The 13,805-nt window shown below is 41.0% G+C and carries 12 protein-coding genes; 8 read left to right on the top strand and 4 right to left on the bottom strand.

Going from position 1 to position 13,805, the window contains the following annotated elements:
• Nucleotides 1-793: 793 nt before the first annotated feature.
• Complete coding sequence (locus tag QF042_RS26425) at nt 794-946, bottom strand: substrate-binding domain-containing protein (protein ID WP_373459094.1); 153 nt, start codon at nt 944-946, stop codon at nt 794-796.
• A 312-nt stretch (nt 947-1,258) separates the two neighbouring features.
• On the opposite strand from QF042_RS26425, the gene QF042_RS23205 reads away from it, so the two are divergent.
• The 7 genes from QF042_RS23205 to QF042_RS23175 all read left to right on the top strand — a co-directional run bounded on the left by QF042_RS23205 (nt 1,259) and on the right by QF042_RS23175 (nt 9,403).
• Nucleotides 1,259-1,525, top strand: a complete 267-nt coding sequence (locus QF042_RS23205; protein WP_307532538.1) for a hypothetical protein — start codon at nt 1,259-1,261, stop codon at nt 1,523-1,525.
• Nucleotides 1,526-1,656: 131 nt separating this feature from the next.
• Nucleotides 1,657-4,710: a SusC/RagA family TonB-linked outer membrane protein gene (locus QF042_RS23200; protein ID WP_307532537.1), complete on the top strand. Its 3,054-nt coding sequence runs from the start codon at nt 1,657-1,659 to the stop codon at nt 4,708-4,710.
• An 18-nt stretch (nt 4,711-4,728) separates the two neighbouring features.
• A complete protein-coding gene (locus tag QF042_RS23195) occupies nt 4,729-6,237 on the top strand; it encodes a RagB/SusD family nutrient uptake outer membrane protein (protein ID WP_307532536.1) in 1,509 nt (502 codons plus the stop codon).
• Nucleotides 6,238-6,977: 740 nt separating this feature from the next.
• Nucleotides 6,978-7,811, top strand: a complete 834-nt coding sequence (locus QF042_RS23190) for a PAS domain S-box protein (RefSeq protein WP_307532535.1) — start codon at nt 6,978-6,980, stop codon at nt 7,809-7,811.
• Between the two features lie 59 nt (nt 7,812-7,870).
• Complete coding sequence (locus tag QF042_RS23185) at nt 7,871-8,233, top strand: response regulator transcription factor (RefSeq protein ID WP_307532534.1); 363 nt, start codon at nt 7,871-7,873, stop codon at nt 8,231-8,233.
• 17 nt (nt 8,234-8,250) lie between these two features.
• On the top strand, nt 8,251-8,778 hold the full coding sequence (locus QF042_RS23180) for a DUF892 family protein (protein WP_307532533.1): 528 nt from the start codon (nt 8,251-8,253) through the stop codon (nt 8,776-8,778).
• A gap of 463 nt (nt 8,779-9,241) precedes the next feature.
• Nucleotides 9,242-9,403: a hypothetical protein gene (locus QF042_RS23175; protein ID WP_307532532.1), complete on the top strand. Its 162-nt coding sequence runs from the start codon at nt 9,242-9,244 to the stop codon at nt 9,401-9,403.
• 148 nt (nt 9,404-9,551) lie between these two features.
• Here QF042_RS23175 and QF042_RS23170 read toward each other — a convergent pair whose 3' ends face one another.
• The gene (locus QF042_RS23170; RefSeq protein ID WP_307532531.1) at nt 9,552-10,130 is read right to left on the bottom strand and encodes a hypothetical protein; all 579 of its coding nucleotides are present in this window, start codon (nt 10,128-10,130) and stop codon (nt 9,552-9,554) included.
• Nucleotides 10,131-10,141: 11 nt separating this feature from the next.
• Nucleotides 10,142-10,534, bottom strand: coding sequence for a hypothetical protein (locus tag QF042_RS23165; protein ID WP_307532530.1), 393 nt, complete (start codon nt 10,532-10,534; stop codon nt 10,142-10,144).
• 909 nt (nt 10,535-11,443) lie between these two features.
• On the opposite strand from QF042_RS23165, the gene QF042_RS23160 reads away from it, so the two are divergent.
• On the top strand, nt 11,444-12,685 hold the full coding sequence (locus QF042_RS23160) for a hypothetical protein (protein ID WP_307532529.1): 1,242 nt from the start codon (nt 11,444-11,446) through the stop codon (nt 12,683-12,685).
• Nucleotides 12,686-12,917: 232 nt separating this feature from the next.
• Here QF042_RS23160 and QF042_RS23155 read toward each other — a convergent pair whose 3' ends face one another.
• A complete protein-coding gene (locus QF042_RS23155) occupies nt 12,918-13,115 on the bottom strand; it encodes a hypothetical protein (RefSeq protein ID WP_307532528.1) in 198 nt (65 codons plus the stop codon).
• Between the last annotated feature and the right edge of the window lie 690 nt (nt 13,116-13,805).

Raw genomic sequence — 13,805 nt, 5'->3', positions numbered from 1 at the left:
AGATGCTAATGTTCCTGAAATGATGTTTTTGTTTCAAAGTGTTCATGATTTTTTTTTCAGATTATTTATGTGTAATTGAATCTTGTTATCTGTTATAACGGGATGGGCAGATCAAAGGCAACAGTGAAGAGTAAATATTTTATTCTTATAAAAACACATGTGGTGCTGCTGTCAAAATGGATAAATAAGGTAGGTCGTTAAGAAAAGGCGTATTTGTCTGCTTGCTTAAGGTTTTCTATAAATTATACAGTCAGTGTCCTGATTAGTAAGATCTAGGGCTACTGTTAAACCAGGCTTTTGGCCAGATTGTAATAAAACCTGGTCTTAGTCTACAAGAAGAAATCGACGGTTCGCAATGATCTTCTATTCTAGGGTGTCTGTACGGCCGATTAAAGAGATGCTGATGATGGTTCAAGGGTACCTAATTAATCTAATGAGCTTCCAAAGCTTAATACGAATGCTTTTTAAATTGAAAAACTATCGGGTTAAATTCCTTTACCTCCAAAGTGGGGAAGAAACCACTTTTGCCAAAATACACCTTATCGATAAGGAAGAAAATCGGTGCTTAAAAGCCTCACAAGTGTTACTGGAAAGGATCTGGACAAGTTTGCTCAATCGCAGTGTTATTTCGAAAATATCTAGCAGCTAAGGCTGTACCTCTCCTCTTCAGTATAAACGCTAATTTACTCCCATTCATTCAAGATCACAATGAACCTCCAGATACCAGTATTGATTGATCAATAATGGTTTGCGCTAGGAACTCCTGCAATGCATTTTATCATCCTGGCAAAAGCTAATTACCCAATTTGAACCCATTTGTTTCAGCATAGGTAATTTCCGGATAGAAAAGCTGAGGAATCACCCTAGCACTGATTGCGATAACGCCAATATCTTCTGGAACTTTAAGCCCTTTTCTCTGTAGGGCCTTCATTGCCCCGGCTAGCATTTCATCACTTAAAAAATGGCAAAATCCTTTTTAACAGGATAGAAAGCCCGTTTAGTACACTAAGTTCCCCTTCTTGAGAACTTTTTGCATGTATGATTCTCATTTCGATATCGGCATTTCCTTTAAAAAGAACCTCAGTAAACTTCGACAGGCGAACGTGGATGATAGACATATTCCGATCACCAAGGCCATTATTTCGCTTTTAAATAGACAAAGAAAAAATGACGGGCAGTTAGATCAATAAATACAATACATGCTTACATGTACTACATTTTTAGTAATTTAACAAAGTTGTATTCCAGAATATGAGTTATGAGATACATAAAAACCTATTTGATTTTTTCATTTGCAACCGCTTCAATAATCCTTTTTGGGCAAATACCAAAAGTTAATGCACCGGGTCAGGGCACAGAATCACCATTTGCAGCCATCAGGAACGGTGCATGGTGGAAAGAAGCTATCATTTACCAGATTTATCCCCGAAGTTTTAAAGATAGCAGTGATGATGGTATTGGCAATCCGAACGGAATTATTGCCAAACTGAATTACATTAAATTCCCGGCACATTCCCTAGTCTAGATAAATACAATATATTCTCAACTAACTAAAACTAAACATCATGAACAAGAGCAGAAAAAACAAATCCCCCTAGTTTAACCGATCACCTTTATATGGTCAATTAAATTTTTCTAACCAAAAATAAATCAACGATGAATATTACTTTACCAAAAAGCAATTGGGCTGTTTTATCCAACAAACAGAAATTGTATTTTTTGCAGAAACTTATGATGATAAGTTGCTGCATGCTGCTGCTCAGCGCACCAGCTTTTGCACAAAGTGTAATTAAGGGCACTGTGCTCGACAGCGATAAATTGCCAATGGCCGGTGTAACCATTCAAGTGAAACCAGGTACCGCAAAAGCACAGACAGATGCTGAGGGAAAATATGCCATTACTGTTCCCTCAGGCTCCACACAGCTCGTTTTCAGCTTTGTCGGTATGGAAACACAAACTGTAAGCATTAATAACCAAACGGTAATCAATATCACTATGGCATCCTTAAATAATCTGGAAGCAGTAGTTGTTATAGGTTACGCTTCAGTAAGGAAAAGCGATTTAACCGGTGCGGCTACAACTGTTTCGGCAAAGGATTTTAACAAAGGACCTTTAAACGCTCCGGATCAGTTAATTCAGGGCAAAGTTGCCGGTGTACAAATGATCAATAACAGCGGTCAGCCAGGTGGTGCCTCAACAGTACGCATCAGGGGGAATTCTGCTATAACCGGTACCGGACAGCCGCTGTATGTGGTAGATGGTGTCGCATTGGATGGAAGGTCGGCCAGACCATCAACCAATGCCGGTGTTGCAGGTTTAACTGCCAGTGCAGGTACCGGAACCACTCCTGATGGAAATCCTTTAAACTTTATAAACCCTGCCGATATCGAATCGATGGAAATCTTAAAAGATGCATCGGCAACGGCAATTTATGGTTCACGTGCAGCTTATGGCGTAGTGCTGATTACCACTAAAAGAGGAAAATCGGGAGAAACTAAAATTGATATCAGCGCATCAGCAGGTGTAGGCAGTATTGCCAGAAAGGTAGATGTTTTAAGCGGGGATGAATACCGGGCAGCCTTGAAAAAATACAACCTCACCACTGGTGATTTCGGCAATAGTGTGGATGCATTGGATGCCATTACGCGTACGGCTTACAACCAGAATTATGCTGTTGGCATCAGCGGTGGCAGCAACGGAAATACTTTCCGTGCCTCTCTGGGCTATCAGGATCAGCAGGGGATTATCAAATCGACCGATTTTAAAAAGTACAGCGCGGGCTTTAATGGTAATTTTAAATTTCTGAACAGTAAAAAACTAGGATTGGATGTTAACATGATCAGCAACCAGTACTTAGAGAATATTGCTCCTATTACCACCGATGCAGGCTTTACTGGCAGTTTGATCAGCCAGGCCTTGTCATGGAACCCAACACAGTCATTTTATAAACCCGATGGCAGTTTATTTATAGATTATGGCTCAACAACCATTAATCCACTTGCTGCTCTTGCCGCAAACAACGATAAGACCAAAGTATCTACCATTTTGGGCAGTGTTTCTCCTTATTACAAAATTACACCTTGGCTGGAATATAGAATGTTGGCAGGTGTAAATTACAGCAGCGGGATCAGAAGAGCGTCGACAAGGAGTTTCCTTAATTTACAGGGCATACAGCCCGACGGTAATTTTCTTGGCGGTTTTGCCAGTTATTCAACGACCGAACTCATTACCCAACAGTTTACCAACACCTTAAATTTTAACAAAGAAGTTGTAAGCAAGCTTAATCTGAATGCCATCATCGGCTATGAATATTCTAGTTTCATCAATAAAGGAACGATCAATACCGCTACTGGTTTTGGCGATATCGATGCGGATTATACCGATGCCTTCCAGACTACCGCTCCTGCAAACCGTATATTCGCAGCTTTTAACAATCCAACAACAGAATTACAGTCTTACTTTGCAAGGGCGATCTTCAATTACGACAGCAAGTATATTTTAACAGCTACCTTCAGGGCAGACGGTTCAACCAAATTCGGAAAGTCGAACCGATATGGTTATTTTCCATCATTTGCTGCTGCCTGGGATATCAAAAAAGAAGCATTTCTTAGCGATGCTGTCTGGATAGATCAACTAAAGCTAAGGGTTGGTTATGGCAAAACCGGTAACCAGGATTTTCCATCGGGATCTGCACAGCAGCGTTATGATTTCGGCAATACCAACGGACAGCCTACTTTAATAGCCATCAACAATGCAAACCCGAACCTGAAGTGGCAATCTGACAAACAGACAAATATTGGGGCTGATTTTGGTTTTTTAGGAAACAAGCTTACGGGATCTATCGATTATTTTAACAAAACCACTAACGATTTGCTATTTCCACAGATTTCGTTCGTACCTGCGGTCGGCGGCAATGTACCTACATGGGTAAATCTACCAGGGCAGATTATCAACAAAGGGCTGGAGCTAACATTGAATGGAACGATCATCGAAAACGATAACGTATCATGGTCTTTGGGAGGTAATGCAACCTTCATTAAAAATAAAGTCCAGAACATATCGGGGATCATCAAAACCGGATCGCTGAATGGTCAGGGATTAAGTGGAGTTACCACCGAGGTGATCCAAAATGGCCTGCCACTATTTGCTATGGTTACCAGACAATATAATGGTTTGGATGCCAGTGGATTTTCTATATACACCGATGATGGTTTTACCAATTATTATGTGGGCAACCCAAACCCAAAGGTAATTTTGGGCTTAAGTACAAATGTAAGGTATAAGAAATTTTCGTTTTCGGCCAATTTCAATGGTGCATTCGGACAGAGCATTTACAACAACACAGCAAACTCAGTACTGGCCATCTCAAATTTAGGTACACGTAATATTTCATCCGCGCTGGTTAACCTTCCAATAGCAGAATCCCTTGCCAACCCTATAGCAGCATCGTCAAGGTATATCGAAAAAGGAGACTATGTAAAACTGGCCAATGCAACCATCAGTTATAACTTTGGTAACATCGGCACCTCGATCAAATCCTTAAACCTCTACGTTAACGGCCAGAACCTTTTTGTAATTACCAATTACACCGGTTTCGATCCGGAGGTAAATGTAAACAAAAGTGTAAGCGGTGTGCCGTCTGCAGGTATAGATTATACTGCTTATCCCACCGCCAGGACTTTCAACTTTGGTGTTAATTTTTCTCTTTAATTTTTTAATTGTAAGCACATGAAAAATAAATGTATTATCAGTTTTGTAGTGGTTGCCCTGGGTTTATCGGGCTGTACCAAACTAAACGAAGACCTGAATGGTCAGGTAGGCAATTCGGGGGTAACATCAGGAAATGTTGCCAGTGTTTTGGGCGCGAGTTATGCGGCCATGGTTGGTCCCTATCAGGCCCCATGGAACTGGTCTGCCCTGCAGGAAGTAACCTCAGATGAGACCATTGTACCCACACGGGCAGGCGATTGGGATGACAACGGTGCCTGGCGTGCGCTGCACCTGCATAAATGGGCACCAGACCATTCCAGGATATCGGACGTATTTAGGGACTTAAACAGTATCAGTTATGTTGCAACAAGCGTTTTGGGTAGCAGTCCAACTCCAAGCCAGGCAGCACAGGCCCGTTTCTTACGTGCATTCGCCCAGTTTTCCATATTGGATGGCTGGGGACAGGTGCCTTACCGGGATGCAGGTGAAGACGTAACCAAGCCATCAAGGGTTAGAAATGCGGCTGATGAGTTGAGTTATCTGATCAGTGAGCTGACGGCAATTATCCCGGATTTGCCTACCGGACCTGCAAATATTGCAAACAAGAATGCCGCCAGAACACTTCTGATGAAAGTATACCTGAACAAGGGCGCATTTTTAAACCGCACTGCACCAACTTTTGATGCTGCTGATATGGCAAAAGTAATATCGCTCGCCGACGAAATTGCTACAGGAGGTTATACACTGACGGCAGGTTACTTCGATAATTTTGCACCCACCAATGATATTTTATCGAAAGAAAATATATTTACCGCACAAAATATCGCAGGTTCTTCAGGAAGCGACCTGGATGGGATGTGGAAATGCACCACACACTATAATCAGAACCCGAACGGCTATAACGGCTTTTCTACACTATCTAACTTTTATAATAAATTTGAAGCGACCGATACAAGAAGGGGTGGGAATTATACCGGGCAAACCAACGTCTCTGGAATCAGGGTAGGTTTTTTGGTAGGCCAACAATTTGATCAGAACGGTACTGCACTGAAAGACAGAAAAGGAAATCCTTTAGCCTTTACGCCTGAGGTAAGCATTATAGAACGTGATCCCAACCACCTGGAAGTTGCCGGCATAAGGGTGATCAAATATCCTATTGATTATGCCAATACCGGATCGAAAAAACCGGATAATGATTGGGTTTATTTCCGCTATGCTGACGTATTATTAATGAAAGCAGAAGCACAGTTGCGCACCTCGCAGGCGGCACAGGCGCTCATTACCGTTAATCTGATCAGAACCACAAGAGGCGCTTCGGCATTTACGAGCCTAACCTTAGACAATCTCCTTGATGAAAGGGGAAGGGAACTTTATTGGGAAGGCTTCAGGAGACAGGATCTGATCCGCTTCGGGAAATTCCTGGCCGCATGGCAGGAAAAACCTGCAAGTGAGGCCAAGTACCTATTGTTCCCTATTCCTGACAACCAACTTGGAAACCAGAACCTTATTCAAAATCCAGGGTATTAAATTTTATATTTTTCTTGCAGATAAGCCCGATATTAATCGGGCTTATCTGCTTTTATCCTACCCCCCTCACTGGCGTAAGTCTTAGCGCATAAGACAGTGGGCTGGATGAATGTGCATTTACGATATTTAACTATTAAATTTTCTATTGAAAGAATTTGTTAATTTAACGAAAGCACAGAAATATAGGTTAACTTCTGTATCTTTAATTAAAATAGTCTTACTTTCTTTACCATTAAACACTGTTATTGTGGTTTCTGCATCGGTAGCACCAGGTTTTGGATAATAGGTCTACACATCATACTTTCCCTGATTACCTTTGAGCGGAAATTCTCTATACTAACGCACAACACGATTTGCTCTAACCAGATGAGCAGGTTTTCCGCTGAAGCATTTTGGAGAACGGCATTTCCTTTTTTGCCGATGGCTGGTCACCTTGGATTCAAGAGCGGAAAGGGCAAATTGTAGCAGTAATTTTAACATTTTTTTGCAAGATAATAGAACTGAAGGTATATAACTCTTTGGTATTTGAGCAAGTCAATCGGACATATTATTTTCAATAGGTCTATAGGCATGGAATTGCAATTTTATTGACTTGGTCACAGAGCTGCCGAATGTGTTCGCAAAATTGACATAATCAATACGTTAGTATTGAATTAAAAACAATTTGGATAAGATTTGTATTTCAATTATGTCAACAAACAACAATTATTTAAAGGTAAGGATATGAGCCAGAATATGGAATGGGCAAGTTAAAATCTCAAAAGGTTTTTGACCTGGAGTATTTCTTTGAAGTTGCACCCGACTTGTTGTGCGTTGTGGGATTTGATGGGTATTTCAAAAAAATCAACCCGGCGGTTTGCAATGTGCTTGGTTATACGGAGGATGAACTATTTGCTTCGCCGATAAACGATTTTATCCATCATGATGATAGGGAACGGACGGCAGAAAAAGGGGCTGCGCTTTTGGAAGGGCGTTCGTTGCTTAACTTTGAGAACAGGTACGTTGCCAAGGATGGTAGCGTGATATGGCTGAGCTGGACATCGGTACCGATCAAAAGGGACAACTTGGTCTTTGCTATTGCAAAGGATATTACCTACCGCAGGCAGTTGGAAGAATATGAACGGATTTCTTCCATCCTCGGTATGATCAATGATGACCATCATAATCGTTTCAAACAGCATAGGCCTGCTGTAAACAGGACTTTTGTTGCATTTAAGGCAGATGATGGACAGAAGATGATTGAAGAGCCTTCCCAGTCGGACCAGTTCTGGCTTAACAGCCTGGAAACTATTGTTCGCCAGAATGCTGCGAAAACTGAACTTAATCTCGATCTGATCAGCGATGCTTTGGCGATTAGCCAGCGGCAGCTTTTTCGAAGGGTGCACAGTATATTGGGCATTACGCCAAATAAGCTGGTAAGGATCATCCGTTTGCAACTGGCATGGGAGGCGATTGCGTCAGGTAAATACCGCTCAGTCAAGGAAATAGCAAGTATAGCAGGCTACAGTTCCAGAGGTCATTTTAACAGGCTTTTCTACGAGGTTTATGGCATCCGGGTTGCCGAATTATTATAAGTGGTTGGACGTTGGCACTGAAATTTTGATAAACATTATGTAACCATATAACTATCCAAATGGCTAAACGTATATTAGTGATCGATGATGATGAGGATATCCTTTCTATTTTAGATATTCTTTTTGCAGAAGAGGGATATGAGGTTGTGCTTCAAAATACGGGCACCACTGCTGATCAGGTGAAGCTAATTGGTCCCGACCTCATTCTTTTGGATGTAAGGATTGTTGGATTTTCCAAAACCGGGGATGAAATTTGTGCGGAAATTAAGCGTGAGCTGGAGCTTAACGATATTCCGGTGCTACTGGTCTCTGCTGAGCATGATGTCCATCAGCGGGCAAGCACATGTGGGGCAAATGGTTATGTGAACAAACCATTTGACATCAATAAACTTCTTGAAAAAGTGAAAGAATTCATAACTTAGTACTATAAAGTGCTATTATGTCTGAAACACATGGAAAATCCCGCTCCTGGAAGAAAATTAACCTTGGCTCCGATAAGCTTAAAGTTTTTTTTATCAAGCATCTTGACCGTATATATGGTGCTAAGCTCCATTTGGTATCTAAACTGCCAACTCTAGCAAACGAAGTAGAGTTTGCCGATCTAAAGAATGCAATTAATGAGACTGTTGCGGATGTAGAAAAACAGATCGCAAGGATGGAAGTCATCTACTCGCTACTGGACGCTGAAGTTTCCAGGGGAAGTACTCACGGATTAATCGGCCTTATTCAAGATGCTTTCGAAGCAATTAATGAACAGATTGGCGAACCTGAACTCCGTGACCTATCAATTATTTTCTATCTGCAAAACATTGAAAGTGTTGAAATGGCGTCCTTTCAGATTCTACAGATGGCGGCTGTTAAACTCAAAAATAAGCATATTAACCAGCTCTTAAAAGAAAATTACGATGAGGCCAAGGCAGACCGTACTTTGCTGTTACTAATCTCCTCGAAATACATAACCAATTAATGCAGATCGTACGCCCATCAACTCCCTTCGTGTTTACTAAAATCTTGTTTACATCTTGTGAGAAGGCACCAGTTAATAAATTTCTAATGAGAATAATTTGTTAATTTAATTAGAGCACAACCCTCACTGCTCATTCTTAGTGCATAGGGCAAGCGGGCAGGATGAATGTGTATCTACGATATTTAAATAATAAAATTTAATGAAACCACAAGTCTGGCCATTGTTCAGAGCCGGGGCACTATAATGCGCTAGATAGGACCATATCTTAAGAATTCAAGGAGTTAAACAATAAAGGTCTGTTATCTGTTATCAGAAAAATTAAAAACTCATGCCGGAATAGTTGATAAAAAGACTGGAAGCTTCAAAGTCGCGATAGTCAATCTGCATCTCAGCACCTTTCATTAAAACCATCCTTTCTTTAGCATTGTTATCATATTATCATTTACCAAAGAAAGGAACAATTATGCCAAGAGGAACAAAAGTGGAAAGGAATTCGGTATCGAATCAGCCACACGAACTTAAATACGAAGCTGAAAAACTAGGTGTGAAAACATCGGACATTAGGGATGCTAAAAAAGATGGTTCGAATCAGCGGAAGGAGATTGAGAAAAAGACAAAAGGTTAAAAAGCAGTTATAACAATATCCGGCTGTTGTATTTAAATACAAGCCTTTGTTGAAATGAGCGGGGAAAGATCAGAAATGGTCATTCCCCGTTTTTTTGGTGCACCCGCAGGTGACCTTTTGAATAATCTAGCCAAGTATAGCGGTATAATTATTTTGCTTCGTTACCCTGTTTCCAATTGGTGAGCATCACATTCAGGCCCACTAAAGCTGTTAAGGCAATATTAAACATCAGTTCTTTTTTCGATTTACGAAATGGTCTGAAAAAGCTTTGCAATGCAAATTGACCAACATTTAACAGATCAATTTTACCGTGTGTATTAAATGGGATCAACCCTTTCACAGCCAGGGGTTGCCTGGTTAAAGCAATATAAGGTAATAAAATCAATGCTTCAGCTGCAAAGGTGCGCTTTGTTTTTTTGTTCAAGCTAAGTAAGGATGGTAAAACCAGTAAGCTTGCGACAAGTGCATAGTCAATTAACGCATGGCCTTTAGCGGATATTGGTTTGCCTATCGGGTGATTTGCATGGACAGGCCGTTCACCCTTATCAACAGTGAAAGCGGCCGGGGTACCTGCCTTGTCTCTTTCTGGCGCCGGATTATCTTTGGCGCTTTGTTGCATCTGTTCAAGCTGATCGGTCTCCTTGGCACCTTTTACAATATCCAGATCATCCTCACGAAATTGCTTTTTTGAGGTAGGCGACACCCTTTGGTTTTGTGAATTTTCCATCTTCTTTTAGTTTAGTCAGTTGCATCTGATTCTCTGGCCTGCTCCAGTTCTTCATTATCTTCAGCTATTACATCGGTATCCAGATCTCCGTCATCAAGACCGCTGCCGGGTTCTTCCTGATCCTGGCCTTTAGAAATGTCTGTTTCTGCGTCCTGATCCCTTGAAGCGCCTTGGTTAGTTAAGTTATCGCTTGCGGTTATAGCATCTGTTTCTTGGGGTATGCCGCCAAAGCCGATTCCTGCATTTTCTTCACTGTTTTCAGCGCTTGCATCAGTTAGGTCATTGCGCGCTGTTCCCTCACTTTTGCTAACAGGCCCATCGGATACCAGGGAGGAATTTTTGGTTGCTTGTTCCTGCTGCTGTTCCGGCAAAAGCTGCTCAGCGTTTTCTGGTGTATTTTCCATAGTTGTGATTTTGTCTAAGAAAAACATTTAGCAGCTAAAAACAGTTTCAATAAAATCTGGGATTTAACTGGCATTTCTACCTGTTTTTTGATGCGGTAAATACGTAATCTTGCAAAAAATTACCAAGGCATATAATAAATGAAGTTGTTGATCGTATTAGATACCGAGAGCGTTAATTTAGATGAGCGGGGAAAGATCGGGATGATTTTTCTCCGCTTCTTTTTTTTTAAACTGCTTGCTGAAATTCTTGAAGAAATATTTCTGCTCAGCGTCCGTTTCGCTTCCTTCATGAGCTGCGTCAGGTACTCCATCTGCTGATCGCTGCTTCGCCTCAGTGCTTTAGACTGCTCCATCAGATCACGCACCTTAGTGTAAATTCGACTTCATTAATCTGTCTTTGTTTTTGGTTACTCCCGGGCATACTTCCTGATAGCGCAAGTCATAGTGAAAGGGTAATGTGCTGGATGACTTGTGCATACAGAGTAATAATCAATTAAATCTTTCACAAAGCGATTAATTTAAATAAAGCACAAGTCTGGCCTTTTTTTGAGGACATGGCGTTAAGACTTCGCCAGCTGCGGCTTTGATCTAATCATTCTAAATTCGGTGAGTTAGCTTGTAAACTTAATTTTTATTAAATGTATTTATTTAGTAGTGATTTATGTCTGATTAATTTTTTTTGTTGAATCTCCATTCCATTATAGAACATTTGTGTGGAAGATGTACTTTTTATGATGATATGATGAATTAAATTTAATTATTTACTCACGATAGATGTACAAAATTGTACAAAGTAAAGCCCTTAAGAGTTAAACATATTTGCTAGAAAATTGGCTAATGTATCCATTTACAAAACAATGTAATGGCTAATTTTATGCGAATAATATTTATCTAACCAAAAAAAATCACATGAAAAAAAAACTATTTAGTGTATTTGCAATTGCGCTTATAATGGCTGGTTGTTCAAAAAATGAGACTGACATGTCGGATAAAAACGTCAATATGCAAGCGGATTCTTCAAAAAAGGCAACAGTAGAAGGAACTGCATCTATTGATGCATCAACAGTACAGCAAACCATTAAAGGCTTTGGCGGAGCAAATATTGTTGCCTGGACGGGAGATTTAACAAGCACACAAAGAACCACAGCTTTCTCACCAACAAATGGTATAGGTTTGAGTATCGTGCGGGTACGAGTGCCCAATTCCAGTTCAGAATTCGCCGCTGAAAAAGCAACTATTGATGCCTGTAAATCATTCGGCGGATCGGCTATTGCATCGGCATGGTCTGCACCCGCTTCTATTAAAACAAATAACAGCGTTGTAGGTGGTAAAATTAATACCGCCTCTTATGGTGCTTATGCTGCACATTTAAGTGCTTTTAATAGTGCTGTTGGAGGGCTCGCAGCCATTAGTCCTACCAATGAACCAGATTATAAGGTAAATTATGAATCAATGGAACTGACGGCATCAGAAGTGGCTGATTTTGTAGCCGCACAAGGTAACAATTGCGGTGCCCCCATTATGGCACCAGAACCTTTTCAGATGAATCAAACTTACATCAATACCTACCTCAGCAATGCCACAGCCAAATCTAAAACCAGTTTTATTTGCGGGCACATCTATGGCAAAACGCCTTATAACTTAGGGAATGTGGGTAAACCGGTTTGGATGACAGAACATTATACCAATTCCAGCATTAGTGGTGATGACTGGGCAAATGCCATGAATGCTGCCAAAGAAATCCACGATTGTATGAATGCCGGCTGGAGTGCCTATGTGTGGTGGTACATCAGAAGAAGCTACGGTCCAATGAGTGAAAGTGGCAATATCCAGAAAGTAGGTTATGTGATGGCGCATTATGCCCGTTATGTACGCCCCGGATATAGCAAAATATCCTGTACCTCCAATCCAACCCCAGGGGTTTACGTAACCGCATACAAAAGCGGATCTAAACTGGTTATTGTAATCGTAAACCAAAATAACGCAGTAACCTATCAAACATTTGGCTACAGCGGCATCAGCGTAAGTGGATTTGATCGTTACTTCACCACCAGTACAACCAACCTGGGTGCCAACAGTTTTGCTGTCACGGGGGGAAGCTTCGGGATTAACCTCGCGGCTTCAAGCGTAACCACCCTGGTATCTTATTAATGTAATTCGATATTTAGTTTATTTACATTTTACCCCCACTAGCGCAAGTCTTAGTGCATAGGAACTGGTCTGAGTGATGTGCATCACCATATTTAAATAGTAAAATTTTCTATTTAGTAATTTGTTAATTTAACGAAGGCACAAGACTGGCCGTTGTTTTAGGCCAGGGCACTAAACTTGCGCTAGATTGGGGTAGTACAAAAAAAGCAGCGGTTTTACCGCTGCAATCAGGTTATAATAGGCCTGCGATCCCGTTTGATGGCACCTTCCATTTCAGGTTGGCGATGGTGCCCGTAACCTCTTTTGGACGGCCCCGATCCTTTGGAGCTACCTGAGCGCTATCCTGCTGATGGAATTCTCTGCGCTTGTCATCATTGTTTTCTGCTATGGAGATCCTATCCCTTCTGGCATTGCTTTTCTCTTGTTCCATAATCTTTTTTTATTAGAAAACTGGCAGGACGGGAGGCTGGTTTTATTCTTTTGGATTTCAGGTAGTTTATGCCCTCTATTTAAATATAACACAGGTATTAAACGTTGCGTGAGACGGTATTTCGCTTCCAAACTGCATAGGCCTCGAACTGTTATGTTCAAATGCTTTATCGTATTAGCTAACGCATGTATAAAATCAAATCAGTGACAGGGAATGTCGTCTATCAGATTATCCAAGATCGTTTAAAAAACAGCAACGCGGATGGTATCGGTGATATCAGGGAAATACTTGTTAAACTGAATCTGAGCGGCTATATATTTACTGGGTAAGCTGTAAGCTAGCGGCCGAGATCTATATCGGATATATGCCGCTCTAATCTGTTACATCCTTCGGCACTGGCAATTAAAGGATAATGTTAAAACCAGGCACCTACAAATAATGTTTTTAATAAAAACTGGTAAAGCGATAAAGAGTTTACCAAAAGGTTGATCTCGGTCATCCGCCATAAGGAGCTCTTCCGATATTATTAACAGCGCGCTAATTGTGATCACTGGTTTTTTAGTAAGTCTATTTGTTTCACGCTATCTGCTGATAGCCTCAAATTTCGATTATGATTAAATTCCCTTATTTTTTTCTTGTTTTGATGGCCTTTTGTGCCTCAGGGTTCTGTCAGGTTCCAACCGGAACCAG

The organism is Pedobacter sp. W3I1 (genome assembly GCF_030816015.1).
GTDB lineage: Bacteria > Bacteroidota > Bacteroidia > Sphingobacteriales > Sphingobacteriaceae > Pedobacter.
This window is presented reverse-complemented; position numbering and strand designations above follow the sequence as displayed.